Genomic DNA, 25,750 nt, shown 5'->3' with positions numbered 1-25,750 from the left:
CGGTACAGTTTTCAGTTCCGCAACATCAGGCCCGCCTCCGCCCCCGGCAGCATCGGTCCATGCAAGGGATTGATTTCAATCCGAAAAGTTCGAAACCGCCTGTAGTATACCGCAAGTCGCCTAGTTTAGCATCAACTTAAACGTCAGAACATCATCCATCGACGGCAGCCATTTCAGGCGCCGCGACAGGAGAGGTTTCGCAATGGCAAAGTACAGGCGTGAGCTGCCGCAGCTAAAGGGCGGCACGTTCATTAGCGATGGTGGTATGGAAACCACGATGATCTTTCATGAAGGCATCGAGCTTCCACATTTCGCCTCCTTCGTATTGCTGGCTTCCGAGGACGGGCGGGAGCGCACGAAAAGATACTATCGCCGCTATCTGGATATCGCCCGGCGGCACGGCACGGGCTTCGTGCTCGACACCGTCACGTGGCGTGCCAATCCCGACTGGGGCCAGAAGCTCGGATACACAACCGAAGCCCTGCAGGCGGCAAACGAGGAAGCTGTCGACCTGCTGGTGGGCTTGCGTCGCGCCTATGAGCAGCCGGAACAGCCGGTCGTCATCAGCGGCGCCATCGGCCCGCGCGGCGACGGCTACAAGGCGGGTGCGATGAGTGCCGACGAGGCGGAGGACTACCACGCCGTCCAGATCGGCACTTTCGCCGGCACGGAAGCCGATATGGTCGCCGCGTTCACGCTGACCAACGTCGATGAGGCGATCGGCATCGCCCGTGCGGCAAAAATGCTCGGCATGCCCTGCGCCATCTCCTTCACGCTCGAGACGGACGGCAGGCTGGTGACCGGCCGCAGCATTCAGGACGCCATCGAGACGACGGATGCGGCGACCGGCGGATCTCCGGCCTATTACATGATCAACTGCGCCCATCCGACGCATTTCGAAGGAGCACTCGATCATGGCGGCGCCTGGGTGAAGCGCATTGGCGGCATCCGCGCCAATGCCTCGACCCTGAGCCACGAGCAGCTTGATAACAGCGAGACACTGGATGCGGGCGACCCCGAAGACCTCGGCCGGCGTTACCGCGAACTCGTGCGCCGCATGCCGCAACTGCGCGTGCTCGGCGGCTGTTGCGGCACCGACCACCGGCACGTCGCGGCGATCTGCGAGGCATGCTTGCCGCAGGCGGCGTGACAGGGTCAGCTGGAGGGCATGACTGTGACGATGGTTGGGGCAATAATGCGCCAGCACTGCTGGCGCGATCTGTGGCTTGCGATTGCAGGGCGGCAGGCGCAAGCCGAACTGGAGTCGGCCGAAGAGGTGGCGTTGCAGGATATGGATCTTGCAGCTTTCGAGGGCCTCGACGGCCGCATGGCCTACGGGCTCCAGGCGGACCAACGCAAGGGGCGTCCATCGCGGCGCGGGCGTTTGCGGGAGCCTGTCGGCCTCTGACGAAGAGGAAGGCGCCTCAGCTTTTGGCTGCGGCGCCTTTCGTCTGCTTGCCCCTGTAGCCGCTGATTTCTTCGCCGGCGGTCGGCGAAAAGCGCAGGTTCCAGATGGTGGCGGTGATCGAAATGATCGCAACCACGATGAAAGCGATCGAGAAATCACCAAGCTCGGGCGTTTTGACACCGTTGAAAGCCATGGACCCATGCAGCGCCAGCGCGCCGATGCAGATGCCGAGCGACAGCATGAGCTGCTGGAAGGTGGTGTAGAAGCTCGTGGCCGAGCTCATCCGATCCTGGCCGATCTCGTCATAGGCGATGGTATTATAGGCCGTGAACTGGAACGACATGAAGAAGGCGCTGAGCACCAGGGCGATGAAGATCAGCGGCATCGGCCAATCCGGCCGGAAGGCGGCGCAGAGACCATAACCGATCGTGCCGAGAATGCCGTTGATAACAAGGCTCCTGCGGAAGCCGACGCGGCGGAAGACGGCGCGCGCGAGGGGCTTCATGAAAAGCGCCCCGAGCGCGGTGGAAATGACGATCTGGCCCGCAGCAGCGGCCGAAAGACCGAAGCCGATCTGAAAGAGGAGCGGCAGCAGGAAAGGCTGCGCGCCCTGCGTGATGCGCGTCAGCGAGCCGGCGATGACCGAGGTGCCGAAGCTCGGCACCTTCATCAAGGAGAAATCCATGATCGGCGAAGGGTGATTGCGGGCATGGCGCAGATAGGCGATGCCGAAAAGCATGCCGATGGCGATCAGGAAGATCGCGAACGAAGCCTGTCCTTCATGGCTCGACAGTTCGAAGCCGAAGAGAAGCGAACCGAGCGAGATGCCCGAGAGGATGAAGCCGATCGTATCGAAGGGGCCGGCGGCCTTTCCCTTCACCTCGTCGATATAGATCGAGACGAAAATCATGCCGATGATGCCGATCGGCACATTGATGTAGAAGATCCAGCGCCAGTCGAGATAGGTGACGATGAAGCCGCCGAGCGGCGGGCCGACGATCGGGCCGATCAGCGCCGGCACCAAAAGCCAGGACATGGCGCTGACCATATCCTTGCGGTCGACGCTGCGCATCAGGACGAGGCGGCCGACGGGCATCATCATGGCGCCGCCGATGCCCTGCAGCAGGCGGGCGAGAACCAGGAATGGCAAGGTCGGCGCGAAGGCACAGAGGATGGAGCCGATCACGAAAACGGCGATCGCCGAGCGGAAGACGGTGCGCGAACCGAAACTGTCTGCCATGCGGCCGCTGGCGGGAATGAAGATCGCGAGGCTGAGCAGATAGGAGGTCAAAGCGATCGACATGGCCGGGGCGTCGACACCGAAATCGCGTGCCATCGTCGGCAGCGCGGTCGCCAGCACGGTTGCATCGACGTTTTCCATGAGCATGGCACTCGCGACAATCATCGCGATCACCCGGAAATTGGGTGCTGCACGCCGAGCCAACGGCGCATGATAAATCTGATCCGACATCGTCAGGGATCACTCACAGTGGCGCAGCGGAGCACACGGGGCGACAGGGCCGCGGGGGATGACATGGCAAAGATGCCAAGGGGAGATGATTTGCTATACGCCTGCAATCATGGCGGCGCTATGTCTTTTATGGCAAAGCTGCTTTGCCGAGAGGTAAACGCAGATCACCATTCCTTGCACTTTTTTGCCCTTCGTGAAGGAATGGTCCGGTGTCAAAATCGGCTTGCGTGACAGCACCTGCAGCCCTACCTATTAGCCATGACCTCCGCCCTGCAGAAAAACCGGCCGGACACGGCCTTTTCGTTCAACAACAGCTACGCGCGGTTGCCGCAGCGTTTCTTTGCGGCGCAAGCGCCGACGCAGGTTTCGGAACCCTGGCTGATCAAGCTCAACGAACCGCTGGCCGAAGAATTGGGACTCGATGTCGAAGCCCTGAAGCGTGACGGTGCGGCGATCTTTTCCGGTAATCTCGTGCCTGAAGGCGCCGAGCCTCTGGCGATGGCCTATGCCGGCCACCAGTTCGGGCATTTCGTGCCGCTGCTCGGCGACGGGCGAGCAATCCTGCTCGGCGAGGTGATCGACCGCAACGGGCAGCGCCGTGATATCCAGCTCAAGGGCGCAGGGCAGACGCCCTTTTCGCGCCGGGGCGACGGGCGGGCCGCGCTCGGCCCGGTGCTGCGCGAATATATCGTCAGCGAGGCAATGTTTGCGCTCGGCATTCCCGCCACAAGGGCGCTAGCCGCCGTGCTTTCAGGCGAAGGCGTGCGGCGCGAGGACATCTTGCCGGGCGCGGTCTTCACGCGCGTCGCCGCAAGCCATATCCGCGTCGGCACCTTCCAGTATCTTGCCGCTGGTGGCGACGATGAAGGCATCAAGACGCTCGCCGACCATGTGATCGAACGGCACTATCCCGAGCTGAAGGCGACGGAGAACCCCTATCTGGCGCTCTATGAGGCCGTCTGCGACCGGCAGGCAGCGCTGATCGCGCGGTGGCTGCAGGTCGGTTTCATCCATGGGGTGATGAACACCGACAATATGACGATCTCGGGCGAGACGATCGATTTCGGCCCATGTGCCTTCATCGATATCTATGATCCGATGAAGGTCTTTTCGTCGATCGACCAGCATGGCCGTTACGCCTATGCCAATCAGCCGGGCATCGGGCAATGGAACCTGGCGCGGCTCGGCGAAGCGCTGCTGCCGCTTGTTGATGCCGACAAAGACAAGGCGATCGAGCATGCCAATGCCATCATCAAGGCCTATGGTGAGCGCTTCCACGCCTACTGGCTGCAGGGCATGCGCGGCAAGATCGGCCTGATCTCCGCAGAGGACGGCGATCTCGAGCTCATTCAGGCGCTGCTGGCGCTGATGCAGGCCGAGGGCGCGGATTTCACGCTGACCTTCCGGCGGCTTTCGGCGCTTGCGGGCGACGAAACGGCCGAGGCCGCCTTCGCATCGACCTTCCGCGAACCGACTGCCGCCGCCGAATGGCTGGGGCGCTGGCGCGACAGGCTTTTGCGCGATCCACAGGCGCCCACCGAGCGAGCCGCAGCCATGAAGCTGGTCAACCCGGCCTTCATTCCGCGCAATCACCGTATCGAGCAGGCGATCGAGGCGGCCGTAGAGGATGGCGATTTCTCGCTGTTCGAAGCACTTCTATCCGTGCTTTCTCATCCCTATGACGAGCAGCCGGCATTCGCGGCCTATATGGACCCGCCGAAGCCCGAAGAGCGGGTGTTGCAGACCTTCTGCGGAACCTGATTTCAGCCAATTCCATATCAACCGACCCATATTAACCGGAGATAGTGATGACCGACCTTCTCGACATCCCCGTCAAGACCGTTCAGGGGCGTGAAACGACGCTCAACGAATATCGCGGCCAGGTGCTGCTCATCGTCAACGTCGCCTCCAAATGCGGCTTGACGGTGCAGTATGAAGGGCTTGAAAAGCTCTATGCCGACAAGCGCGAGAAAGGCTTCGTCATTGCCGGCTTTCCGGCCAACGATTTCAAGGGACAGGAGCCGGGCACGGATGCGGAAATCCTCGATTTCTGCACCAGCACCTTCGGCGTCGACTTCCCGATGTTCTCCAAGATCTCGGTCAAGGGGCCGGAAAAGCACCCGCTCTACAAGAACCTGACAGGTTCCGGCATGGAAACGACCGGCGAAGGGCCGATGCGCGAGCGGCTGAAGGGCGCCGGTCTCGCGGCTGACGACAGCGAAGTGCTCTGGAATTTCGAAAAATTCCTCATCAGCCGCAACGGCAAGGTCGTTGCCCGATTCGCCCCTGATGTGACGGCTGACGACAATCGCCTTGTCTCGGCGATCGACCGCGAGCTTGCAAAAGCCTGAGACGACGACCGCAACCGCGGCCAATTGTGGCGGTTGAAAGGTAACCCTCCCGCTCTATCTGTCTGATCGGCGTATATTTTTCGCCATTCTCCGATCCGGCTAACCAGCGGGAGACTGCCTTATGGCAATCGTCATTACCTCCATCCTCTTCATCATTTTCGGACTGGCGCTGGGCACCGGCGGGCTCTGGCTCGTCACGCTCGGCGGCAGCATCTTCTATCTCTTCGCGGGGCTGATGTTCCTGTTGACGGCAGGCCTGCTCCTCATGCGCAAGGCGGTGGCGCTCTGGGTCTATGCGGTGCTCGTGGTCGTGGCACTCGTCTGGGCGATCTGGGAGGTGGGGTTCGACTGGTGGCAGCTAGGCCCGCGCGGTGGCCTCATTATCCTCTTCGGGATCTGGCTGCTGACGCCCTGGATCCGACGGCCACTCGGCTTCCGCAGCCCGACCGGCACCCATTACGGCGCCAATCCCTGGCCGCTCGCCATTCCGGTCATCGCCGCCATCATTGTCGCCGTCTATTCGATGACGACCGATCCGCACGATCTTGCGGGTGACCTGCCGACGCAGACAGTTGCCGCCACGCCGGCCTTCGGCGGCAATGTGCCCGGTGGCGAATGGCATCAGTACGGGCGCACACCGTTCGGCCAGCGTTATTCACCGCTCGACCAGATCACCGTTCAGAATGTTTCCACGCTGAAAGAGGCCTGGCGCTACCAGACCGGCGACGTGAAGCGGCCTGACGATGTCGGCGAAACAACCTATCAGGTGACGCCGCTGAAGGTAGGCGATACGCTCTATCTCTGCACGCCGCACAATTGGGCGATCGCGCTCGATGCCAGGAACGGGCAGCAGAAATGGAAATATGACGCCAATTCCGGCATGAATCCGGACCGTCAGCACCAGACCTGCCGCGGCGTCACCTATTACAGCGATGAGGCGACACCGGCCGGCCAGCCCTGCAAGGAGCGCGTCTACCTGCCGACCTCGGACGCGCGGTTGATTGCGCTCGATGCAAGCAACGGGCAGGTCTGCACCGGCTTTGCGGAACAGGGCGTGCTGCATCTGCAGACGGGCATGCAGTACAATCCGGCAGGCTATTACTACTCGACCTCACCGCCGGTTGCCGTTGCGGGCAAGATCATCATCGGCGGGGCGGTCAACGACAATTATTCCACACAGGAACAGTCCGGCGTCATCCGCGCCTATGACATCAACAGCGGCGCGCTGATCTGGAACTGGGATTCCGGCAATCCGGACCAGACGACGCCGTTGCCGGAGGGGCAGCATTACACGACGAATTCGCCGAATAGCTGGTCTGTCTTCAGCGTCGACGACCAGCTCGGCATGGTCTATATCCCGCTCGGCAATCAGGTGCCGGACCAGCTCGGCATGAACCGCAGCGAGAATGTCGAGAAATTCTCCTCATCCGTTGTGGCGCTGGATATCAATACCGGGCAGCTTCGCTGGGTGCAGCAGTTCGTCCATCACGATCTCTGGGATATGGACGTGCCCGCGCAGCCGGTGCTGCTCGACCTGACAAAGCAGGACGGAACGGCGGTTCCGGCGCTGGTGGCTTCCACAAAGCAGGGCGATATCTACGTGCTGGACCGTCGCACCGGGCAGCCGATCATTCCCTTCAAGGAAATCCCCGCGCCTGATGGGGCGATCCCCGAAGATCGTACGGCGCCGACGCAGCCAATCTCGGACCTCACTTTCTCGCCGGAACCGCTGCAGGAGAAGGACATGTGGGGTGTCTCGCTGTTCGACCAGCTTGCCTGCCGCATCGATTTCCATCGCTACAAGTACGAGGGCCGCTATACGCCGCCATCGCTGGAGGGAACGATCGTCTATCCCGGCAATTTCGGCACGTTCAACTGGGGCTCGGTCGCAGTCGATCCGGAGCGGCAGGTGATGTTCGGCATGCCGACCTATCTTGCCTTCACTTCGCGCCTGGTGCCGGCCGCCGATATTCCACCGCGCGGGCAGGATGAGAAGGGAAGCGAACAGGGTCTCAACCGCAATGACGGCGCGCCCTATGGCGTGTTCATGGGTCCGTTCCTCGGGCCGCTGCAGATCCCCTGCCAGGCGCCGCCATGGGGCTATGTCGCTGGCGTCGACCTGCGCACCGGGCGCATCGCCTATATGCACAAGAACGGCACGGTGCATGACATGACGCCCCTGCCCCTGCCCTTCAAGATAGGCGTGCCCGGCATCGGCGGGCCTGTCATGACCAAGGGCGGCGTCGCCTTTCTCGGTGCTGCCGTCGATAATTACCTGCGCGCCTACGACGTGACGAACGGACGTCAGCTGTGGGAGGCCCGGCTTCCGGCCGGCGGACAGGCGACGCCGATGACCTATGCGACTGGCGACAACAAGCAATATGTCGTCATGGTCGCCGGCGGGCACGGTTCGGTCGGCACCAAACCGGGCGACTACGTCATCGCCTACACGCTGCCGTAGTGCCAGCTGAGCGATACACAAGCTCGGGGCAGGATTGCCCCAGCATACTGCTACTGATTTTTCAGGGGGATTTTTTCATGGAAATCGGTAGCAGCCTTTCAATTTATTCAGGCCTCGGCTCGCTTTTCGAGCAGGGCAAATCCAAGAACAAGCAGACCGACGAATTCGGTGGCAGCGCGCGCAACCAGTCCGGCGCCGGCCTGCAGCCGAGCACGACCCCGCCGTCCATCGCCAATACGATGTGGGCAGTGCAGGCCGGCAACGAGACCTACATCAACCCGCCTTCCGACGCAGAGGCCGCCGCCAAGGCGGCGCACGACAGCCTGGTCGACCAATTCTCTGAATGGAGCAATATGGACCCGGCCGAATTCATCCGTGCCCGATACCTGGAAGCACACGGTCTGACCGAAGACGACCTCAAATCCATGCCCGCCGACCAGCGCGAGGCGATCGAAAAGGAAATCGCCGAGCAGATCAAGCGTGAGCTTGCCGGCATCGAAGACGACGGAGACGGCAGCAAGGATCAAACGACTGCGCAATCCGCGCCCACACAGTCCACGGACGAAAATTCGGCCGCCTGATCTCAGGTCTCATCCGAAAAGCCGCGGAGTAGCGATGCTGCCTCGCGGCTTTTCAATTATCCATGCCCGACATGCTCCGGCACGCCGGAACGTGGCGGATGAGCTCGCAGAAACCAGGCGGGAACCCTCTACACAATCTCCGTAATCATCTTGCCGATTTCGGCGAAGACGGGATTGAACTCGTCCATCTTCACGGTCATTTCCGCCATATAGACTGCGGCAACGATGGGGCCGCGATTCGGCGGCCAGATGATGGCGATATCGCCGGCCGAACCGTTGTCGCCCGTGCCGGTCTTGTCGCCGATCTTCCAGCCGGAGGGCAGGCCTGCACGCAGGCGCGCGCCGCCGGTCGTATTGGCCACCATCCAGTCGACAAGCTGATTGGCTGAATCTTCCGCCAGGACCGAGCCAAGGGCGATGTTGCCGAGCGTATCGAGCATGGCATCGGGCGTCGTGGTGTCGCGCGGATCGCCTTTCGTCGCCTCGTTCAGCGCGGTTTCCATGCGGTCGAGCCTTGTCGTACCGTCGCCGACGGAACGCAGCCAGTCGGTCAATCCAGCCGGGCCGCCAAAACTTTCCAGCATGAGATTGCCGGCCGTGTTGTCGCTCAGCGTAATGCCGGCCTTGCAGATCTCGGCCATCGTCATGCCCTCGCCGCCGGCGTGCTTTTCGGTCTCGGGCGAATAGGTGACGAGCTTGTCCTTGCCGTAGGTGACGCGCCGGTCGAGCTTTTCATCACCCTTGTCGACACGGGCGAGAACGAGGCCGGCGGCCAGAACCTTGAAGGTGCTGCACATGGCGAAGGGCTCGCTGCCGCGATAGCCGAAGGAGACATTCGTGTCGCTGTCGAGAACAGAGACCCCAAGGCGCCCGCCGATGCGCGTTTCAAGTGCTGCAAGCCGCTTGTCGATATCGTCATCCTGCTGCGCAGCGTACACGCGAGGCACAAAGCCCAGCGCAGGCAACAGCAAGGCGGAACCCATGAAGCTGCGGCGGGTGAAGCTGTGATTCATAGAGACCTCCGGGGAATCAGGAACACAGGCGTAAGGGCTGATTGCGGCGGCATCTCGGCTTTAAGGCCAGGATCAGGCGGCGCGCGTGACCTCCACCGTCACATGCGACAACTCGTCCAGGCTCGATAGTCTCTCCTTGTAGAAGGCCGTGTCGCGCGGCTGCGGCGTGAGCACGGCGACGATTGCCGCATGATGGCCGGGGCCGACCTGCCAGACATGGAGATCGGTGATGCGGTCGCCATCGCCCTCGATAGCACCCCGGATCTCATCCGGCAGCGTTTCCCCTTCGGAGAGCACGTCGAGCAGCACGGCGCCCGACGATTTCATCAGCCCCCAGGACCATTGCGCAATGATGAGAGCGCCGACGATGCCCATCAGCGGATCGAGCCAGAGCCAGCCATAGAGACTGCCGAAAGTGAGCGCAGCAATGGCGAGCACCGAGGTCAGCGCATCGGCGATGACGTGCATATAGGCGGAGCGAATATTGTTATCCGCATGACCATGGTGGCCATGATCGTGGCCGTGGTGATGATCGTGATGGTGATCATGCCCGTGTCCATGATGGTGACCGCCGCTACCGCTCAACATCCAGGCGCTGACGAGGTTGACGGCAAGGCCGATGACGGCAACGGCAATCGCCTGGCTGAAGCTGATCGGCACCGGCGACGTGATGCGCAGGAAACTTTCCCAGCCCATCAGCAGGGCAATCATCGCCAGAATGATGGCACTCGCGAAGCCGGCGAGATCGCCGAGCTTGCCGGTGCCGAATGTGAAGCGCGGGTTGCGGGCCTGCTTGCGGGCGAAGAGATAGGCGAGCGCGGAAATCAGCAGCGCGCTCGCATGGGTGGACATGTGCCAGCCGTCGGCCACCAGAGCCATTGAGCCGTAGACCGTACCAGCGGCGATTTCGACCACCATCATGACTGCCGTCAGCGCGATCACCAACCAGATGCGACGTTCGTTCCGGGCATGGTCCTGCCCCAGGAAGACATGATCATGTCCATGGCTATTCGTTCCTGATATCATCGCCATCTCCTTATCGATCCGGCTCAGCGGATATAGGTTCTCAATACTTCCGATATTTCCTCGACCGCTTCCGCCCTCGCCTTTTCGTCGGCGGCATGCAGCACATGTTCGTGCAGATGCTCGTCCAGCACCTCGCCCGTCAGACCCGTCAGCGCACCGCGCACGGAGGCCAAAAGCTGGAGGATCTCACCGCAGGGGCGCTCGGCCTCCAGCGCGCGCTCGACCGCCTCGAGCTGCCCGCGGAGGCGGCTGACGCGGGCGATGAGCTTCTTCTTCTGATGGGTGGTGTGGGACATAGCGATCTCGAATTTAGTATAGGGGGGTACCCTATATTGCCTTTCCAAAAAACGAAAGCGGCGAAGCAGCGCAGTCGCTCTTGAAATTACATAGGACTCCTATATATTAAGAGCATGGAAACGCCTAAAGATCCCACTCCGATCGACAACCGCATCAGCGAAGGCCTTTCGCGGATCGCGATCGTGATGCGCAGTGATGAATGGTCGAAGGCCGAAAAGGCCGGGCTGAAGCCGACGCAGCTTGCGATCCTCGATTTCCTTGCCGGGCGAAACGGTGCGCGGGTGAAAGAGATTGCGGCACATCTCGGCGTCTCGCAGCCGACGGCGACGGATTCGATTGGGGCGCTCGAGCGCAAGGGCTTTGTCATCAAGGCAAGTGTCGCCGATGACAAGCGCTCAACGGCAATCCGCATCACGCCCGAGGGGCTGGCGGCGCTTGGCTCGGTTTCGCCGATAGAGACAGCGGCGATGGAGGCGGCCCGGTCGCTTTCTCCCGGCGAGCAGGAAGGCCTGCTGCTGTCGCTCGTCAAGATGATCCGGCATCTGCAGGAGGCAGACGCAATACCGATCCAGCGGATGTGTGCGAGCTGTCGCTATTTCCGCCCTTATCAGCATTCTGGTGCTGCCAAGCCGCACCATTGTGATTTCGTGAACGCGGCCTTCGGCAGCAATGAACTGCGCATCGATTGCCGCGACCATGAAACCGCCGATCCGGCAACCCGGGCTGCCACCTGGGATGCCTTCGAAAAAGGATAGGCGCACTCTCCAGGCAACTTAGAAAGAGAAGGAAATTCAAAATGTTGAGACAATTTGTCACCGGCGCGGCCATCGCCGGAGCGCTATCCCTTTGGCTGGGCTCAGCCATGGCGCATCCCGTCACGGCAGAACCGTCTGTCGTTGTGAAAGCCTCGTTCGATATCATCGAAACTGAGATCGTCACCAAGGGCGACAAGGCGGTCTTCTCAACCCGCGTGCGCGGCGAGGCCGGCGCTGAGAAGCCCGCGGTCACAGGTAAATTCGAAGGCTCCGGCATCTATGCCTATGTCTGGCCGACCTCGCTCAACAGTGACGATATCGGCTTCGACAAGGACCAGGGCATCGTCGCACTTGCCGTTACCTTCCATCCCGATTTCGACGATGCCGCCTATAAGGGCAAGAACCGCGATGTCTGGCATCCACATTGGGTCGTGCTCAACGAGGACAAGGCCTGCGCCGGCGGGTTGAAGGTGACCGATATTCCCGATGGCGCCAAGCCGAAGCTTCCCGCCACCTGGCCGGGCGTTCCGCTGCTGATCGACAGCCCCGACTATCCGACCGCGCTCAAGGGCGATCGCGTCGATGTCACCATTCCGCTGTCGCTGCTCGGCGGCCTGGTCGGCGCTTCCTATGATGGCGTGACGGCAGGGCTGAAGATCAACGGCAACCTGCATGCGCCGCTGCTCTGCGTCGACAATGTCTTCAAGGTCGCATCCGGCAATCTCAGCCTGCCGGGCAAGGTCATGCCTGCAAAGTGAGCGGGTCGCCGGTCCGTCGACTGCCATCGCCGGACCGGCTCTTTCCTCTCTCCAGGCAAATAGAGAAGAGAAAACAACAGGCAGGATTATCCCATTGCGCCCCGGATGCAACGGGCGAAGAAGCGTCTGCCCAACGACCAAGGATTTCGACATGTCCGATCTGACACTCGCACCGGAACTTTCCGTCAGCGAATGGTTCAACACGCCTCAACCGCTCTCCATCGCCGGATTGCGTGGCAAGGTGATTTACCTGCACAGCTTCCAGCTGCTCTGCCCCGGCTGCGTGGCCGAAAGCCTGCCGCAAGTGCGCCGTATCGAGCGCATCTTCGCCAACACGGATCTCCAGGTCATCGGCCTGCACACGGTCTTCGAGCATCACGAAGCGATGACGCCGACTGTGCTCAAGGCTTTCATCCATGAATATCGACTGACCTCGCCCATCGGTGTCGATCAGGCCGACAGGCAGTCCGACATACCAATGACAATGCGCCACTATGGTTTCAGGGGAACGCCCTCCTCCGTACTGATCGGCCGTGACGGGGCGATCCTGCATCATGCCTTTGGCGTCGAGGACGATATTGCGGTCGGCGCACGCATCGGCATGGCGCTGGCCGCTCCCCTTCCGGCAACAATGCCTGCTGATAAGATCGACGGCTGCGCCGATGGAGCTTGTGCGGCTCCTGCAGATGCGGCCTGATCTTGCCGGAGCCGCCATTGACAAACGAGCGGTTTCGGAGGATTGATCTCTGCATGATCGAGAACGCGCACCATAACCGCTCGTATTTTTGGCTGTACCTGTAAAGGGCGGCCGAGACAGATCATAATGTCAACAAGCCGCCGTCAGGCGGCTTTGTTGTATCGGCAGCGTCCTGACGGCATAAACTTCGAAAAGGACGCGAAGATCATGCTTGAAATCGAAGACAGCGAAATTTCGCTGATGCGCCCGCCGGTCGTGACGATCCGCGCCGCAAAACCGCGTGACATTCTCGAACTCCACGAGATGATCGGTCTTCTTGCCACCCATCACGGCGACATTTCGGCCTCGACACCGGAGCAGCTCGAGCGCGATCTCTTCGGGCCGACGCCGTGGATTTCGGCTATTGTCGCCGATGGCAGCGAAGGCCTGATCGGCTATGCCATTCTCGTTCCGCTCTACAGGGCGCAGGAAGGCAAGCGCGGCATGGACCTGCATCACCTTTTCGTGCGCGACGGTCATCGCGGCCATGGCACCGGCCAGCTTCTCGTCGACCGCGCCCGCGAAACTGCACGCATTGCAGGCTGCGATTACCTCTCCGTCAGCGCCGCAACCGGCAACCTGAAGGCTCACCGCTTCTACGAACAGATGGACTTCACCCCTCGTCCGGTCACCGGCATGCGCTATATGCAGTCCCTGTCGTGAGTGGCTCCAGCCGCTTGGGCGTCTTGCAAGGGAGGAGAGCATGACCCGACTGGCGGTGGTACTGACCGAAGGCTTCGCGGACTGGGAAGTGGGGCAGCTTGCTGCCTCCGCCCGCACGCATTTCGGCTTTGATGTCGTGACCGCAAGCCCCGGCGGAGCGGGAGTGCGCTCCATGGGCGGCATGCGGGTGGCTCCTGATACAGTGGCCGAGAACCTGCATGGCGACGCCTTCGATGCACTGGTCATCTGCGGCGGGACAATCTGGGAAACAGAGAGGGCACCCGACCTTTCGCCCGTCATCAACGACTTCATCGCGCGAGGCAAGGTCACTGCCGCGATCTGCGGCGGCACGCTGGCGCTGGCGCGCGCCGGTGCGCTCGATGACATTGCCCATACCAGCAACGCGCCCGATTTCATTGCCGGCGCCGATGGCTATCGCGGCCAGGCGCATTATCGTGACGGTCCGCAGGCGGTGCGATCAGGCATGATCGTGACTGCGTCCGGTTCGGCGCCGATCACGTTTACGGCGGAGATATACAGGGCGCTCGGCTTCGGCAGTGAAGAACTCGATACCTATGTGCAGATCCTCGGCGCCGAACATCAGCCGAAGGCGGCCTGAGCCTCGCCTAGCAGGCCGATAACCTCGGCTGTCGTGCGCACGTCGCCGAAGCTGCGATAGACCGAATAGAGCGCCATGTTATGATCTATATCGCGGCGAGCGGCATTTGCATCGGCCAGCATGACGACGCGAAAGCCGCTGCTGCAGGCATCGCGGGCCGAGGATTCACAGCAGATATTGCTGAGCGTGCCGGTAATGAGAGCCGTATCGACACCGCGAGCCTTCAGCATGGCTGCAAGTGGCGCGCTTTCCGGATGAAAGGCGCTGTAGGAAGTTTTCTCGATCAATAGATCCCGCGGTTCCGGGACGAAATCCGGCGCAAGCCTGCTTTCGATCGGCCCTACGCCGCCTGACGTGCGGTAGAGCTCTGCGATCGCCTCCCCGAAGAATTCGCGCGCCAGCTCCGGATGAGCCTGCCTGGGCGCCGGCACCACCCAGACAACCAGTCCGCCACAGGCGCGCACCGCAGCAACAAGCGCCTGAATGTTCGGAACGATGCCTTCGGCATAGCTGCCCGGCGTCACGAAGAAGGGGATCATGTCAACGATGACGAGCGCGGTTCTTACCGGCGCCAGATGCGTGAACGCGAAGCGCCGGCCGCGGCGGTCTTCCTGACGGGCATATTCACGCGCTTCGATCTGCCAGTCGTGCCGTTTCAAGACCACCCGTCCGTTCCAGTGATTGAGGCCTAGCGTATACCGAGTCGTCGCGACGGCATCTCTTTTTCCGGGCTGGTCTTCACCGCCGCCTCATGTGCTGGCCGTATGGCCCACTGGTGAAGTGCGGCCTTGACGAAGAGGAAGGCGGCGGCCCGCGCCTTCACCAGATCGCCGGGATCATCGAGATGGCCGGCAATCTTCGCCTCCATGACGGCGAGTGTATCAGCGAACCAGAGCGCAAGAACGGGGTTGCGCGCGCCAAGCCGCTCCCGCATGCGGGCGATCGCGGCGTCGGTTTCCTCAAGAGACGGATGCTTCATAGCCCCAACCTAGTCTGCTGCGCTTGTCCCAGGCAGGCGCTACTTGCTCGGTACTGCCTTCAAATAGGCTGAGATCGCTTCGATATCGGACTGCGGCAGGTGGGCGATGTTCTGCTGCACGTCGACCATCTGGCCGCCGGCAGAGTCGAAATCGGGGGTGAAGCCGGTCTGCAGGTAGTTGGTGATATCGGCTTCGCTCCAGGAGCCCACGCTCTTGGAGCCGGGCGTGATGTTCGGTATGCGGCCCTTGCCTTCCGGGTTCGGCGCGCCGGCGAGCCACTGGTCGCGGACGAAGCCACCGAGGGAATCGCGCGGGGTATGGCATTCGCCGCAATGGCCGAGGCCTTCGACCAGATACTGGCCGCGCTTAAGCTTTTCGTCGGCGTTGACGAGCACGACGCGCGGCTGGTCGTTGAAATAGAGTAGCTTCCAGCCGCCCAGCGCCAGCCGGATGTTGAAGGGAAACGGCAATTCGTGCGGCGGGGCAACGTTGCTGCTCTTCGGCAGCGTTTTCAGATAGGCGAAGAGATCGTTGACGTCCTTGTCGCTCATGCGCGTATAGGAGCCGTAGGGGAAGGATGGGTAGAGATGCTGCCCATTGGGGCCGACGCCGCGCTTCATGGCATTGCCGAACTGGGCCAGCGTCCAGCGGCCGATGCCAGCCTGTTCATCCGGAGAAATGTTGGGCACATGGAAGGTGCCGAAGGGGCTCGTCAGGGCGAGACCGCCGGTCAGCATCAGCTTCGCATCGTCTTTCGCACCGGGCGCAGCATGACAGCTGACGCAGCCGCCAGCCCAGAACACCTTCTCGCCGTTCGCAACGTCGGGCGCGCCGAGATTGGCCCAGTGGCTTTCCGGCAGCGCATCGGGCGCCGTCACGAAATAGAAGACCGCGCCGCCGATCACGACGACGCCGATGAGACAGAGCACAAAGCGGATGAACCTGCGGACCATGCGCCGCCTCTCCTTACTATCGATATCAAGGGCATTCCCCGGCCCCGGTGCCGGAGGAGAATAAGGCGATCCGCACCGACGGCAAGGGCCGGTGCGGATAACGGGATCGTGCAGGTTCGCTCTATCGCCTAGTCCTTCTTGATGCGATAGAGCTGATGACAGCCACCGCAATTGCCGCCGAGCGTATTCAGCGCAGCGCCGACGCCGGCGGCATCGGCTGGAAGCTGGGCGAGAACGGTTTCGGCGTCAGTAGACAGCTTCGCGGCGCGTGCCTTGAAGTCATCCATGTTTTCCCAGATCTTCGGGCTTGCTTCCTCGTCGCCCGTCTCGGTGCCCGGCTTGAACTGGTCCGGGAAAGCCTTCGCCGTTGCGGCGATCGTCGTCAGTGCCGTCTTTACGGCTTCAGCATCATAGGGCTTTGTGCCCTTGGCGATGGCGGACAGCGCGCCTGCTGCGCCGCCGATCTGCTTCATCATTCCAACGCGTGCGTCATGCGTGCCGTCGGCGGCGATGACCGAACCGAGGGCAATGCCGGCGAACGCAACAGCCGCCGCAACTGTTTTCCAATTCATGATTCTCTCTCCATTGTTCCACCGGCGAAGCCGGTCGAGGGCAATCTGCACCGGGATCATGACAAAATCCATGTGGTCGCATAGTCACGTTTAGCCGGATCCTCATAAAAACAATGTGATAAGAATAGGCAGGATCAGGCTGTCTTCCACCCCTGCCAGAGGCTGATTGCGGAGATGACGACCAGCAGCAGGCCGGCAAGACGGCCGATGACGGCAGTCGTGTTCGGGTTGGAAACCAGGAGATCGCGGCTGCGGCCGGCGGTCATGGCAAGCGTGCCGTAGACGGCAAGCTGCGTCAGCACGGTCATGATGCCCATGATCAGACCCTGCAGCCAGATCGGCCCATATTCCGGCTTAATGAACTGCGGATAGACGGCAAGCACGAAGATATAGGCCTTGGGATTGACGAGACAGGTGACCGCGCCTTGCCGGAAGGCCTTCCAGGTGGAGCGAGCCGTGCCGGGGCCGACCGCCTCGACCTTGATTGAGCTCTTCATCAGGGAAATGCCGATCCAGATCATGTAGGCGACGCCGGCAAAGAGCAGCAGGTTGAAGAGCTGCGGCAGCATGGCGACCAGGATACCCACTCCCGCCGCACCATAGGCCGAATGCACCGCCCCGCCGAGCATAATGCCGCTGGTGGCGGCCAGCCCGCGTTTGGTGCCGCCCGTCAATGAGTTGGCGAGCACGAAGAGCATATCCATGCCCGGCACGATGATGATACCGAAGAGAAGAGTGAAATAGAGCCAGAGGCTTTCGTGGTAATTCATGTCAGTTGTCCGTCCCTCGTTGGAGCGCGTTTTTCGCAGAGCCCGTTGAATTTCAATTCGATAGGTGGCTCTATACGAGAGACCAACTGACAGTGTATTGTCAGGAGCGTTGGAGAAAGGGCGTCAAATGCGCAAGGCCTCCAGGCTTTTCGAAATCATACAGATATTGCGGCTGGCGAAGAAGCCGATGACAGCCGCCCTTATGGCCGAAAGGCTGGAAGTGACGGTGCGCTCGATCTACCGCGATATCGCCGCGCTGCAGTCGATGCGCGTGCCGATCGAGGGCGGGCGCGGCATTGGTTACATCATGCGGCCAGGCTTCGATCTGCCGCCGCTGATGTTTTCGATCGAGGAAACGGAAGCGATCGTGCTGTCGCTGGCACTGCTGGAGCGCACCGGCGACGAAGAACTGAAGCTTGCAGCGCGGCGCGTCAATCAGAAGCTTGCCGGCGCAGTGCCGCCGCCCCTTCGACAGGCGATGGAGAACAAGGCGCTGTTTGCCTGGGGCACGATCGCCCCCGCGCCCGCAGGCGTGGACCTTGCCATCGTGCGACGGGCGATCCGCGACGAACGCAAGCTCACCCTTTCCTATCGCGACGAAATGGGACGCGCGACCGAGCGGATGATCCGCCCGATCGCGCTGATCTACTATTCGCAGACTGCCAATATCGTTGCCTGGTGCGAACTCAGGCAGGCCATCCGCAATTTCCGCGGCGACCGGGTGGAGGCCTGTGCCGAAACCGAAGTCTTCTTCAAGGGGGAAGGCGACGGCCTACGCACGCTTTGGACAGAGAGCTGGACAGAGAAGCCACTGGCGGCAAACGCCTAAGTTCAGCTCGCCAATCCCTCTCCTCCGCCCAGCAGGAACTCAGAGCGCCATGCCGCCGGAGACCTCGATGCGCTGGGCGTTGACCCAGCGGTTGGCCTCCGTCAGCAGCGAGGCGATCATCGGGCCGATATCATCGGGCACGCCGGCGCGGCCAAGCGCCGTCATCGAAGCGACCCTGCGGTTGATCTCCGGATTGTCACGCACCATGCCGCCGCTGAAATCGGTCTCGATAGCGCCTGGTGCGACCGTATTGACGGCGATGCCGCGCGCACCGAGTTCGTTGGCCATATAGCGCGTCAGGACCTCGACCGCGCCCTTGAGCGAGCCGTAGGCCGAGGAGCCCGGCAGGGCAACGCGGGCAAGGCCGCTGGAGAGATTGACGATGCGGCCGCCGTCGGCAATGACGGCCAGAAGCTTTTGCGTCAGGAAGAAGACACCCTTGAAATGGATGTTGTAGAGCTTGTCCATTTCCTCCTCGGTCGTTTCAAGGATCGAGGCGTGGTAACTGGTGCCGGCATTGTTGACGAGAAAGTTGAAGTGCTCGCGGCTCCAGCCCTTCAGCGCCGAGCGGACATTGTCCACGAAAGCGTCGAAGGCCGCGACATTGCCGGTGTCGAGCTGCAGGGCGGCCGCCTTGCGGCCGAGCGCTTCAACCTCCGCAACGACCTTATCGGCTTCGGCGCGGTTGGAATTGTAAGTGAAGATCACGTCAACGCCATCACGGGCGAGGCTGACGACGGTGTTGCGGCCTAGGCCGCGGCTGCCGCCGGTGACGATTGCGATTTTGGAATTTGCATTCTGGTCGGTCATCTCGGTTACTCCTTGGTCGGATGACTGAAATCTAGGTCCTGACACCCCTTTTCTTGAATGCCGAAAGCCTCGAACTTCTTGCCTATTCCTCCAGATAGGTTGTCGCCTCCGCTCTACGGAGTAAGATGGCGGACAAAGGCCGCCACCCGGAGAACGATGATGTCCAATGAAATCAAGACTGTGCTTAACCAGTACATGGACAGCCATGGCGGCGGCGACGGGTTGTTTACAACTGCCCTGCCCGGCTTCTACCTGATGCGCGCTTCCACGCTTACCATGCCGAAGCCGGCGATCTACCGGCCGGCGCTCTGCATCATCATCGACGGCGCCAAGCAGATCATGTTCGGAGCGCGGCTCTATACCTATACAACCATGCAGGCGCTGGTTATCAGCGTAGAAATGCCGGCCTTCGGCCAGGTGATCGAGGCAAGCGTGGAACGGCCGATGATCGCGCTGACGCTGGAACTCGATGTCACCATTCTGCGCGACGTTCTTGAGGCGATGGAAACTCCGCCGAAGCCTTCGGGCGAAGGCGGTCCCGGTGTTTTTGTGCAGCAATTCGGCTCGGAATTGCAGGATTGCATCCTGCGGCTGATGCGTATGCTGAACACACCGAAATCTATCCCGATCCTGCGACAGGCGATCCTGCGCGAGATCAGCTTCTGGCTGCTGTCAGGCGAGAATGGCAGCGAGGTCTGCAAGCTGGCGCTGCCCGGCAGCCAGACGCGGCGCGTGGCAGATGCCATTCACCTGTTGCGCGACAATTTCACGGCGCCGGTGCGAGTGGAGCAGCTGGCGGCGGCAGCGAAGATGAGCCCCTCCTCCTTTCACCAGCATTTCAAGATGCTGACCTCGATGAGCCCGCTTCAATATCAGAAGCAGCTCAGGCTTCTCGAGGCAAAGCGGCTGATGGTGGCCGATGGCATCAATGCCGCCAATGCCGCCTATCAGGTGGGCTATGAAAGTGCCTCGCAGTTCAGCCGCGAATATGCCCGCATGTTCGGCACGCCGCCGAAGAAGGACGCGCTGGAGCACCGGGCACAGCCGGCGACGGTCGCGACGGAAGTGGCTTAATACGAGAGAGTGCGGCTGTCCTCGCGGCCGAAACCGCGGATCTCCATCCGGTCCGAGTATACATCGACGATCGCGAAAGTGTTTTCGCTCTCGGTATCGACCACACCCTTGAAATTGACGAAGTGGCAGCCGCCGACCTTGCCGTAATTGCCGACGTGGTTATGGCCGTTGAGATAGGCGACGACATTGTCCTGCGAAGACAGCAGTTCGACGATGCGCTCGCGGTCCCACATATCATGCTCGCAGGGTGGATGGACGGGGAAGTGATTCATGACGATCACCTTCTCGTCCGCGGCCTTCGCCTGCTCGATCTCATTTGCCAACCAGGTGAATTGCTCGTCGCTCAGCGACGCGTTCCACTCATGGGCGTTGTCGACGCCTGCGGCCAGCAGCGCCGCCAGACGCTCGCGGCCAAGCGTACGGAAGGCATGGCCTTCGGGCGGTGCGAAAGTGCTGACTTCGTTGCCATTGAGTACGATGAAGCGGAAATCGTGGCGCTGGAAGCTGTAGTAGGCCGCCGGCATGCCGACCCGTTCCGCAACCTTTTCCAGATATTCCGGAGCAACACCGAAATCATGATTGCCGAGCAGGAAATGTGCTTCGTGGCGCAGCTTTTCGTAGACCGGCAGGATATCGTCGAAGCTTCTGAAATCGCGGTCGATGATATCGCCGAGCGTCATGACGAAACTCAGTTCCTCGCCATTGAAGGTCTCGATGGCAGCAGCGACCTTGGCGAGGCTGTTGGCGTAATAGCGCCCCATTTCGACCTGCGGTTCGATGGCGGCATATTGCGGGTCGGCGATGACGCCGAAGCGGAAAAGGGGAAGATCGGCTGATGACATGCGGCGTGATGTAGAGGCCGCGGGTGACAGCGATGTGACGTCGCAGCCGGCCGCGGCTTTTTGACAAAATGCCCGTGCGATGCCTCACCCTGCGGCCGAGCCCTGCTCCCGGCGACCGGCAAGATAGGGCAATGCAAACATATAGAGGCCGCTAAACAATAGCAGGAAGAGCGGTGGTAGCGGCGAGTAGACCACGAAGGCCGGCGGAGTGCCCACCGCCATGGTGGCGAAGTTGGCAATAACAGTCACCGTGAAGATGATCGACAGCCAACGATGAAGCTGACGGATGGACTTGTTCCAGTTCATTGTTCTTCCTCCTCAAACGATCAGACGCCGGGCGTCCTGCGTCAGTCGGCGCGCGCCACAACCTGCTCCAGGTTTTCGAAGAAACGCTGCCAGCCGAACTTGGCGCCCTGATAGGCCTGTTCCTGATCCGGACGGAAGCCAGCCTGTTCCATGCGCAGATGGGTGCCCGATCCGGCGGGGGTCAGCGTCCAGGTGACGGTGCTTTCGAGACCGTAGGCATCCCAGGTGTAGGAGAGCGTCCTGTTCGGCTCGATCTCCAGAACCCGGCAATCGACGGAGCCCCATTCCGCGCTGAGCTTGAAGCGGTGGTCCGGAACGGGCTTGAAGTCGTTCTTCATCAGCCATTCCTGGATCAGATGCGGCTGGGTGAGCGCACGCCAGATCTTTTCCGGCGGGAAAGCAATCTCCCGTTCGACGATGACGGAGCGGATTTCAGTCGAGGTTTCGTTCATTGGTCCATCCTTTTGAGCAAATCTTCGAGATCGTCGAACCGCTTTTCCCAGAAGCTGGCCATCTTTGTCGTCCAGTCCGCCAGAGGGGCAAGCGCCTTGATCTCAACGCTGTAATGGGTTTGGCGGCCTTCGTGGCGATCGCGCACCAGACCGGCGCCCTTCAGCACCGCCAGATGCTTGGAGACAACCGGCTGAGAGACGCCGGCCCGCGCCGTCAGCGCGCCGACCGTCTTCTCGCCTTCGCGGCACAGGCGCTCGAAGATCGCCCTTCGGGTCGGGTCTGAAAGCGCCCTGAAAAGCGCATCATGGGCATTCGACATGTGAATTCATACCCGTTTGGCTATGGATTGATTTATAGCCAAACGGGTATGAATAAGTCAAGCGGTTTTCAAAGGTGGAATTGCTGGGCGGACCGGATTGCCGCAGAAACGAAAGCACCCGGCGCTTGTGGCGCCGGGTGCTGAAAAGCCGGATGCTCGGAAGAGCTTACTTCGTTGCCGCTTCGTAGCGCTCCAGGACGTAGTCCCAGTTGATCAGGCTGTCGACGAAGGCTTCGAGGTACTTCGGACGAGCGTTGCGGTAGTCGATGTAGTAGGAGTGCTCCCAAACGTCGACGCCGAGGATCGGGGTGGCGCCGTGAACGAGCGGGTTTTCGCCGTTCGGGGTCTTGGAAATCTCGAGCTTGCCGTTCTTGACGGAAACCCAGGCCCAGCCGGAGCCGAACTGGGTGGCGCCGGCATTGGCGAAATCGGCCTTGAACTTGTCATAGCCGCCGAGGTCGGAAGTGAAGGCAGCTTCGAGCTTGCCCGGCAGCTTGTTGCCGCCGCCGCCCTTCTTCATCCACTTCCAGAAATGGATGTGGTTGTAGTGCTGGGCAGCATTGTTGAAGAGGCCGGCATTGGTGCCGAAGGACTTCTTGACGACGTCTTCCAGGGAGAGATCGGCCAGGCCGGCTTCCGCTGCAAGCTTGTTGCCGTTGTCGACGTAAGCCTTGTGATGCTTGTCGTGGTGGAACTCCAGCGTCTCCTTCGACATGAAGGGAGCAAGGGCTTCGTAGTCATAGGGAAGTTCAGGCAATTCGAAAGCCATATCAGATCTCCTCTTGGCAATAGATTGCGTCATCGGCAGGTGAGGCGGAACATAGGAGGGGAACCACGGAGTGGCAACCGGCGAATTATCAAAAAACAACGACTTCGAGGAAAAATTGCCTCTCTCCAATGGGCTCTCTTCAAAAGCGCAAATCACAGGCAGTGCCGCGCGTTGCGGGATTTGAAACCAGGAGGACTGCAAACAGGAAATTGGCATGCAGAGGAATAAATCCCTCTCCTGGCGGCGCTCACATTCCCGTAATCGCGTCCGGAAAATGAGGCACGCTCGCGTCTCGTCATCGCGCTTAGGGGCCGCCGGCGGGATTTCAATAAAAATCTGTTAATTTCTTTCGGACGCTTTTGACAGGCGACGAATAGCGCGTCTTAGATGCAATCCAAGGCTATTGGAGTGCGTTAGCACAACCTTCGATAGGGTTTACTTAATTAGCATCGCATAAATCATTTCAGGGACTTCTGACATCAACTTCGGGGCGTGTGATGGTCATGAGCTTTTTTCGTCGTAATGAAGAACCCGTCAAGCCGGGTTTGAGAATATCCAGCCATCGCCAGATGTTGTCCGTCACCGAACAGACGGCCCTCGTGGACAAGCCGCCAGTGCAGTACAGCGTTTCGGAAGTCGATGATTTCCAGGCTTTCGGCACGGTGATCGAGGAGAACAAGCAATCCTCCGAGGAGCTGCTGGTCAGCCTGACGTCGCTGCAGGAGCGGGTTTCCTCGCTGCTTGGCGCACACACCCACTCGCTCAACGAAACGGGCGCGCTGAGGGCCGAATGCTCGCGTCTCGGCTCATTGCTGGACTACGAGAGCAATGCACGGCGCAAGGCCGATCAGGAAAACCAGCGCCTGACGGTCGACAACAAGGAGCTGAAGCTCGACAGCAGCCAGCTTCGCGTGGAGGCCGGCACCTACCGCGAAGAACTGGTGAAGCTGCAGGGCGTGCACGAGCTGACGCGGGAAGAATTCACCGTCGTCGAGGCCCGGCTGATCGACGCCGAACGCGAGATTCGCGACAGGGCGCTGCAGTTCGACGAGGTTTCCTCACAGCTTCGCCGCACGCAGCAGGACCATGATGCCCGCAGCCGCGAATTGGCGACGACCCGCGAAAAGCTGGAGCTGGAAACCACGGCTCATCAGTTGCTCGTCGAAAGCTCGCGCCGCGAAAACAGCATTCAGCTTCGCGAGCTCGCGCGCCTCAACGAGGAGCGCAGCCACCTCAAGACCAACCTTTCGGAGCATGAGGCGCTGACTCGCGGCCTGCAGTCCTCCGTCGCCAATCTGAAGCAGGATCTAACCGCTTCCGAGGAGCGCTACCGCCGCCTCGAAGCCGAATTCGAAACGCTGGAAACCTCCTCGACGCTCGAAATCGCCAATCTGCGTACCAGGCATGAGGCGATCGGCTCCAAGGCTGAACTCGTCGAAAAGCTGCTGTCGACCGCCAACAGCCGCAACAAGATGACGGACGAAGAGCTGCAGTCCACCCGCGTCGAACTGAAGCGCAGCAAGTCCGAGCTTGCCACAGCTCTGGCGCGCCTGGAACGGATGACCGACGAGATCAACCGCGTGCGCCTCAACGGCACGGAAAGCGAAGCGGCCCGCCGCGAGCTGGCCGCCCATAGCAACGATCTGGTGATGAAGCTGCGCGAGGCCGAAAGCTACCGCAACAAGCGCGACCGCGAGATCGAAGCCTTCAAGCATGAACTCGATACGCGTCTGGATACCGACCGATACGAAATCAGCCAGCTCCGGACGAGCCTGGAAATCGCCAAGTCGGAAATCCGCCAGCTCCGCGCCGAACGCGCTATCCTCAGCGGCCAGCTCGAAGTGGCGCGCGGCGATCGCCCAAGCCTCGCAGACGCCCTGGCCGTCGAAGAGCCTGCGAAGGAAGAGGTCCGCATGCCGACTGCCACCTTCGCTCCGATGATCGATATTTCCAACAAGTCGCTGCGCAACGGCATGATCGCCGGCTCCGTCAATGACGAACTCTCCGCCATCGAAGCCAATCTGCGCACGCCGCCGGCAGAGTGATCGAGACTTTCTTCGACGGGAAGAGAACTTTCCGCCGAAGGCAAAAGCAGCACCCCTGACAGCCCTCCGCCATGCAGCCCGGAACCGGAGCCTGCCTTCATGAGTTTGAAGGCAGGGTCTGGAGGAGGCGCTCACATGGAACATGTCCAAAATCGGCCTGAGGATCAGCAGAAAATCTATCAGCGCTGGGCACCGGTCTATGACCGGGTCTATCGCGGTCTCCTGCGCGACGGGCATCGCACGCTGGCGAGGCTTGCCGCTGATGCCGGTACTGACATTCTGGAAATCGGCGTCGGCACCGGACTGGTGCTCTCTCATTATCCGCGCCGCTCCCGGGTGACGGGCATCGACATTTCCGAGCATATGATTGCCAGGGCGCGGGAAAAAGTCATCCGGCAGAAACTTTTCCATGTCCGGCAATTGCAGGTGATGGATGCCCACGCGCTGGCCTTCGAGGACCGGTCCTTCGATGCGGTCTGCCTGCCCTTCGTCATCACGCTCATCCCCGAGCCGGAACGGGCGCTCAATGAATGCGCCCGTGTTCTGCGGTCGGGCGGCGAGATCATCCTGGCCAGCAAGCTCGGCGACGGCGCCGGGCTGCAGGGTGCGATCGAGGAAGCCGTGGCGCCGCTCGCCCGGCGCATCGGCTGGAGCTCCGCCTTCCGGATCCGGAGAATCACCAACTGGGCACGCGAGAGTTGTTTCGATTCCATTGAAATATTGCCGGTTTTCCCGAACGGCTTCTTCAAGGTCGTTCGCCTCAAACGGCGCGCACAGGATGCTTGAGATGGAACTTTTTTCGTCCCAATGCGTGTCGCGATCTTTCAGATTCGCTTCCACGCTTTAGGTCTTTGTTTTCTGCATGTCGCAATCGCAAAACCGCAGCATA

The 25,750-nt window shown here is 61.2% G+C and carries 30 protein-coding genes; 15 read left to right on the top strand and 15 right to left on the bottom strand.

Annotated elements, in window-relative coordinates; translation table 11 throughout:
• Window positions 1–202: 202 nt before the first annotated feature.
• Window positions 203–1,150, top strand: a complete 948-nt coding sequence (locus tag AC1D35_RS10450) for a homocysteine S-methyltransferase family protein (protein ID WP_113311735.1) — start codon at window positions 203–205, stop codon at window positions 1,148–1,150.
• Window positions 1,151–1,168: 18 nt separating this feature from the next.
• Window positions 1,169–1,408, top strand: coding sequence for a hypothetical protein (locus AC1D35_RS10445; RefSeq protein WP_477854602.1), 240 nt, complete (start codon window positions 1,169–1,171; stop codon window positions 1,406–1,408).
• 16 nt (window positions 1,409–1,424) lie between these two features.
• Here the strand turns inward: AC1D35_RS10445 and AC1D35_RS10440 are convergent, their stop codons facing one another.
• Window positions 1,425–2,879: a DHA2 family efflux MFS transporter permease subunit gene (locus AC1D35_RS10440; protein ID WP_113311734.1), complete on the bottom strand. Its 1,455-nt coding sequence runs from the start codon at window positions 2,877–2,879 to the stop codon at window positions 1,425–1,427.
• 258 nt (window positions 2,880–3,137) lie between these two features.
• On the opposite strand from AC1D35_RS10440, the gene AC1D35_RS10435 reads away from it, so the two are divergent.
• The 4 genes from AC1D35_RS10435 (at window position 3,138) to AC1D35_RS10420 (ending at window position 8,272) form a co-directional block, all read left to right on the top strand.
• The gene (locus tag AC1D35_RS10435) at window positions 3,138–4,640 is read left to right on the top strand and encodes a protein adenylyltransferase SelO (protein ID WP_113311733.1); all 1,503 of its coding nucleotides are present in this window, start codon (window positions 3,138–3,140) and stop codon (window positions 4,638–4,640) included.
• Window positions 4,641–4,687: 47 nt separating this feature from the next.
• The gene (locus AC1D35_RS10430) at window positions 4,688–5,230 is read left to right on the top strand and encodes a glutathione peroxidase (RefSeq protein WP_162748632.1); all 543 of its coding nucleotides are present in this window, start codon (window positions 4,688–4,690) and stop codon (window positions 5,228–5,230) included.
• A 121-nt stretch (window positions 5,231–5,351) separates the two neighbouring features.
• Window positions 5,352–7,691, top strand: a complete 2,340-nt coding sequence (locus tag AC1D35_RS10425) for a glucose/quinate/shikimate family membrane-bound PQQ-dependent dehydrogenase (RefSeq protein ID WP_113311731.1) — start codon at window positions 5,352–5,354, stop codon at window positions 7,689–7,691.
• Window positions 7,692–7,768: 77 nt separating this feature from the next.
• Window positions 7,769–8,272, top strand: a complete 504-nt coding sequence (locus AC1D35_RS10420; RefSeq protein WP_113311730.1) for a hypothetical protein — start codon at window positions 7,769–7,771, stop codon at window positions 8,270–8,272.
• 128 nt (window positions 8,273–8,400) lie between these two features.
• Here the strand turns inward: AC1D35_RS10420 and bla are convergent, their stop codons facing one another.
• The 3 genes from bla to dmeR form a co-directional block, all read right to left on the bottom strand.
• Window positions 8,401–9,285 carry a class A beta-lactamase gene (gene bla, locus AC1D35_RS10415; protein WP_113311729.1) on the bottom strand — a complete coding sequence of 295 codons (885 nt, stop codon included), beginning with the start codon at window positions 9,283–9,285 and terminating at the stop codon, window positions 8,401–8,403.
• 72 nt (window positions 9,286–9,357) lie between these two features.
• A complete protein-coding gene (dmeF, locus tag AC1D35_RS10410) occupies window positions 9,358–10,311 on the bottom strand; it encodes a CDF family Co(II)/Ni(II) efflux transporter DmeF (RefSeq protein ID WP_113311728.1) in 954 nt (317 codons plus the stop codon).
• 23 nt (window positions 10,312–10,334) lie between these two features.
• Window positions 10,335–10,607, bottom strand: coding sequence for a Ni(II)/Co(II)-sensing transcriptional repressor DmeR (gene dmeR, locus AC1D35_RS10405; RefSeq protein ID WP_113311727.1), 273 nt, complete (start codon window positions 10,605–10,607; stop codon window positions 10,335–10,337).
• 114 nt (window positions 10,608–10,721) lie between these two features.
• On the opposite strand from dmeR, the gene AC1D35_RS10400 reads away from it, so the two are divergent.
• From AC1D35_RS10400 to AC1D35_RS10380, 5 genes are all read left to right on the top strand, one after another.
• On the top strand, window positions 10,722–11,363 hold the full coding sequence (locus AC1D35_RS10400) for a MarR family winged helix-turn-helix transcriptional regulator (protein ID WP_113311726.1): 642 nt from the start codon (window positions 10,722–10,724) through the stop codon (window positions 11,361–11,363).
• Window positions 11,364–11,404: 41 nt separating this feature from the next.
• Entirely contained in the window at window positions 11,405–12,121 is a 717-nt protein-coding gene (locus AC1D35_RS10395) for a hypothetical protein (RefSeq protein ID WP_113311725.1), read from the top strand.
• A gap of 151 nt (window positions 12,122–12,272) precedes the next feature.
• Window positions 12,273–12,818, top strand: a complete 546-nt coding sequence (locus tag AC1D35_RS10390) for a redoxin family protein (RefSeq protein ID WP_113311724.1) — start codon at window positions 12,273–12,275, stop codon at window positions 12,816–12,818.
• 207 nt (window positions 12,819–13,025) lie between these two features.
• Complete coding sequence (locus tag AC1D35_RS10385; RefSeq protein WP_113300320.1) at window positions 13,026–13,520, top strand: GNAT family N-acetyltransferase; 495 nt, start codon at window positions 13,026–13,028, stop codon at window positions 13,518–13,520.
• 40 nt (window positions 13,521–13,560) lie between these two features.
• A complete protein-coding gene (locus tag AC1D35_RS10380) occupies window positions 13,561–14,139 on the top strand; it encodes a type 1 glutamine amidotransferase family protein (RefSeq protein WP_113300286.1) in 579 nt (192 codons plus the stop codon).
• Here the strand turns inward: AC1D35_RS10380 and AC1D35_RS10375 are convergent.
• From AC1D35_RS10375 to AC1D35_RS10355, 5 genes are all read right to left on the bottom strand, one after another.
• Complete coding sequence (locus AC1D35_RS10375; protein WP_477938573.1) at window positions 14,121–14,804, bottom strand: isochorismatase family protein; 684 nt, start codon at window positions 14,802–14,804, stop codon at window positions 14,121–14,123. The genes AC1D35_RS10380 and AC1D35_RS10375 overlap by 19 nt on opposite strands.
• Before the next feature lie 23 nt (window positions 14,805–14,827).
• Window positions 14,828–15,118 (bottom strand): hypothetical protein, encoded by a 291-nt coding sequence (locus AC1D35_RS10370; RefSeq protein WP_113311723.1) that lies wholly within the window; start codon window positions 15,116–15,118, stop codon window positions 14,828–14,830.
• Window positions 15,119–15,157: 39 nt separating this feature from the next.
• Complete coding sequence (locus tag AC1D35_RS10365) at window positions 15,158–16,072, bottom strand: c-type cytochrome (RefSeq protein WP_113311722.1); 915 nt, start codon at window positions 16,070–16,072, stop codon at window positions 15,158–15,160.
• A 128-nt stretch (window positions 16,073–16,200) separates the two neighbouring features.
• Window positions 16,201–16,644, bottom strand: a complete 444-nt coding sequence (locus tag AC1D35_RS10360; protein ID WP_113311751.1) for a cytochrome c — start codon at window positions 16,642–16,644, stop codon at window positions 16,201–16,203.
• A 134-nt stretch (window positions 16,645–16,778) separates the two neighbouring features.
• Window positions 16,779–17,414 carry a LysE family translocator gene (locus AC1D35_RS10355; RefSeq protein WP_113311721.1) on the bottom strand — a complete coding sequence of 212 codons (636 nt, stop codon included), beginning with the start codon at window positions 17,412–17,414 and terminating at the stop codon, window positions 16,779–16,781.
• A gap of 127 nt (window positions 17,415–17,541) precedes the next feature.
• Here AC1D35_RS10355 and AC1D35_RS10350 point away from each other — a divergent pair, with 127 nt between their 5' ends.
• On the top strand, window positions 17,542–18,243 hold the full coding sequence (locus AC1D35_RS10350; protein WP_113311720.1) for a helix-turn-helix transcriptional regulator: 702 nt from the start codon (window positions 17,542–17,544) through the stop codon (window positions 18,241–18,243).
• A 39-nt stretch (window positions 18,244–18,282) separates the two neighbouring features.
• On the opposite strand, the gene AC1D35_RS10345 is transcribed toward AC1D35_RS10350, so the two are convergent.
• A complete protein-coding gene (locus AC1D35_RS10345; RefSeq protein WP_113311719.1) occupies window positions 18,283–19,053 on the bottom strand; it encodes an SDR family oxidoreductase in 771 nt (256 codons plus the stop codon).
• Window positions 19,054–19,212: 159 nt separating this feature from the next.
• On the opposite strand from AC1D35_RS10345, the gene AC1D35_RS10340 reads away from it, so the two are divergent.
• Window positions 19,213–20,127 carry an AraC family transcriptional regulator gene (locus tag AC1D35_RS10340; protein WP_113311718.1) on the top strand — a complete coding sequence of 305 codons (915 nt, stop codon included), beginning with the start codon at window positions 19,213–19,215 and terminating at the stop codon, window positions 20,125–20,127.
• On the opposite strand, the gene AC1D35_RS10335 is transcribed toward AC1D35_RS10340, so the two are convergent.
• The 5 genes from AC1D35_RS10335 to AC1D35_RS10315 form a co-directional block, all read right to left on the bottom strand.
• A complete protein-coding gene (locus tag AC1D35_RS10335; RefSeq protein WP_113311717.1) occupies window positions 20,124–20,969 on the bottom strand; it encodes a metallophosphoesterase in 846 nt (281 codons plus the stop codon). The two genes, AC1D35_RS10340 and AC1D35_RS10335, sit on opposite strands and share 4 nt — an antisense overlap.
• An 84-nt stretch (window positions 20,970–21,053) precedes the next feature.
• Window positions 21,054–21,275 (bottom strand): hypothetical protein, encoded by a 222-nt coding sequence (locus AC1D35_RS10330; RefSeq protein WP_113300277.1) that lies wholly within the window; start codon window positions 21,273–21,275, stop codon window positions 21,054–21,056.
• Window positions 21,276–21,316: 41 nt separating this feature from the next.
• Entirely contained in the window at window positions 21,317–21,727 is a 411-nt protein-coding gene (locus AC1D35_RS10325) for an SRPBCC family protein (RefSeq protein WP_113311716.1), read from the bottom strand.
• Window positions 21,724–22,047 carry a metalloregulator ArsR/SmtB family transcription factor gene (locus AC1D35_RS10320; protein WP_113311715.1) on the bottom strand — a complete coding sequence of 108 codons (324 nt, stop codon included), beginning with the start codon at window positions 22,045–22,047 and terminating at the stop codon, window positions 21,724–21,726. Before AC1D35_RS10320 ends, AC1D35_RS10325 begins: the two co-directional genes overlap by 4 nt.
• 166 nt (window positions 22,048–22,213) lie before the next feature.
• A complete protein-coding gene (locus AC1D35_RS10315) occupies window positions 22,214–22,816 on the bottom strand; it encodes a superoxide dismutase (protein WP_113300274.1) in 603 nt (200 codons plus the stop codon).
• 503 nt (window positions 22,817–23,319) lie between these two features.
• Here AC1D35_RS10315 and AC1D35_RS10310 point away from each other — a divergent pair.
• Entirely contained in the window at window positions 23,320–24,861 is a 1,542-nt protein-coding gene (locus AC1D35_RS10310) for a hypothetical protein (protein WP_477854609.1), read from the top strand.
• A 135-nt stretch (window positions 24,862–24,996) separates the two neighbouring features.
• A complete protein-coding gene (locus AC1D35_RS10305) occupies window positions 24,997–25,647 on the top strand; it encodes a class I SAM-dependent methyltransferase (protein WP_113311713.1) in 651 nt (216 codons plus the stop codon).
• Window positions 25,648–25,750: the final 103 nt, after the last annotated feature.

The sequence above is a fragment of the Rhizobium sp. P1_E6 genome (assembly GCF_056405875.1).
The sequence above is the reverse complement of the archived record's forward strand: the minus strand, read 5'-3'. Positions and strand labels throughout refer to the sequence as shown.

Bases quoted from the DNA above. Each gene is read 5' to 3' on its own strand.
- AC1D35_RS10450 (WP_113311735.1), top strand. From the start codon at position 203: ATGGCAAAGTACAGGCGTGAGCTGCCGCAGCTAAAGGGCGGCACGTTC.
- AC1D35_RS10445 (WP_477854602.1), top strand. From the start codon at position 1,169: ATGACTGTGACGATGGTTGGGGCAATAATGCGCCAGCACTGCTGGCGC.
- AC1D35_RS10440 (WP_113311734.1), bottom strand. From the start codon at position 2,879: ATGTCGGATCAGATTTATCATGCGCCGTTGGCTCGGCGTGCAGCACCC.
- AC1D35_RS10435 (WP_113311733.1), top strand. From the start codon at position 3,138: ATGACCTCCGCCCTGCAGAAAAACCGGCCGGACACGGCCTTTTCGTTC.
- AC1D35_RS10430 (WP_162748632.1), top strand. From the start codon at position 4,688: ATGACCGACCTTCTCGACATCCCCGTCAAGACCGTTCAGGGGCGTGAA.
- AC1D35_RS10425 (WP_113311731.1), top strand. From the start codon at position 5,352: ATGGCAATCGTCATTACCTCCATCCTCTTCATCATTTTCGGACTGGCG.
- AC1D35_RS10420 (WP_113311730.1), top strand. From the start codon at position 7,769: ATGGAAATCGGTAGCAGCCTTTCAATTTATTCAGGCCTCGGCTCGCTT.
- bla (WP_113311729.1), bottom strand. From the start codon at position 9,285: ATGAATCACAGCTTCACCCGCCGCAGCTTCATGGGTTCCGCCTTGCTG.
- dmeF (WP_113311728.1), bottom strand. From the start codon at position 10,311: ATGATATCAGGAACGAATAGCCATGGACATGATCATGTCTTCCTGGGG.
- dmeR (WP_113311727.1), bottom strand. From the start codon at position 10,607: ATGTCCCACACCACCCATCAGAAGAAGAAGCTCATCGCCCGCGTCAGC.
- AC1D35_RS10400 (WP_113311726.1), top strand. From the start codon at position 10,722: ATGGAAACGCCTAAAGATCCCACTCCGATCGACAACCGCATCAGCGAA.
- AC1D35_RS10395 (WP_113311725.1), top strand. From the start codon at position 11,405: ATGTTGAGACAATTTGTCACCGGCGCGGCCATCGCCGGAGCGCTATCC.
- AC1D35_RS10390 (WP_113311724.1), top strand. From the start codon at position 12,273: ATGTCCGATCTGACACTCGCACCGGAACTTTCCGTCAGCGAATGGTTC.
- AC1D35_RS10385 (WP_113300320.1), top strand. From the start codon at position 13,026: ATGCTTGAAATCGAAGACAGCGAAATTTCGCTGATGCGCCCGCCGGTC.
- AC1D35_RS10380 (WP_113300286.1), top strand. From the start codon at position 13,561: ATGACCCGACTGGCGGTGGTACTGACCGAAGGCTTCGCGGACTGGGAA.
- AC1D35_RS10370 (WP_113311723.1), bottom strand. From the start codon at position 15,118: ATGAAGCATCCGTCTCTTGAGGAAACCGACGCCGCGATCGCCCGCATG.
- AC1D35_RS10365 (WP_113311722.1), bottom strand. From the start codon at position 16,072: ATGGTCCGCAGGTTCATCCGCTTTGTGCTCTGTCTCATCGGCGTCGTC.
- AC1D35_RS10360 (WP_113311751.1), bottom strand. From the start codon at position 16,644: ATGAATTGGAAAACAGTTGCGGCGGCTGTTGCGTTCGCCGGCATTGCC.
- AC1D35_RS10355 (WP_113311721.1), bottom strand. From the start codon at position 17,414: ATGAATTACCACGAAAGCCTCTGGCTCTATTTCACTCTTCTCTTCGGT.
- AC1D35_RS10350 (WP_113311720.1), top strand. From the start codon at position 17,542: ATGCGCAAGGCCTCCAGGCTTTTCGAAATCATACAGATATTGCGGCTG.
- AC1D35_RS10345 (WP_113311719.1), bottom strand. From the start codon at position 19,053: ATGACCGACCAGAATGCAAATTCCAAAATCGCAATCGTCACCGGCGGC.
- AC1D35_RS10340 (WP_113311718.1), top strand. From the start codon at position 19,213: ATGTCCAATGAAATCAAGACTGTGCTTAACCAGTACATGGACAGCCAT.
- AC1D35_RS10335 (WP_113311717.1), bottom strand. From the start codon at position 20,969: ATGTCATCAGCCGATCTTCCCCTTTTCCGCTTCGGCGTCATCGCCGAC.
- AC1D35_RS10330 (WP_113300277.1), bottom strand. From the start codon at position 21,275: ATGAACTGGAACAAGTCCATCCGTCAGCTTCATCGTTGGCTGTCGATC.
- AC1D35_RS10325 (WP_113311716.1), bottom strand. From the start codon at position 21,727: ATGAACGAAACCTCGACTGAAATCCGCTCCGTCATCGTCGAACGGGAG.
- AC1D35_RS10320 (WP_113311715.1), bottom strand. From the start codon at position 22,047: ATGTCGAATGCCCATGATGCGCTTTTCAGGGCGCTTTCAGACCCGACC.
- AC1D35_RS10315 (WP_113300274.1), bottom strand. From the start codon at position 22,816: ATGGCTTTCGAATTGCCTGAACTTCCCTATGACTACGAAGCCCTTGCT.
- AC1D35_RS10310 (WP_477854609.1), top strand. From the start codon at position 23,320: ATGAGCTTTTTTCGTCGTAATGAAGAACCCGTCAAGCCGGGTTTGAGA.
- AC1D35_RS10305 (WP_113311713.1), top strand. From the start codon at position 24,997: ATGGAACATGTCCAAAATCGGCCTGAGGATCAGCAGAAAATCTATCAG.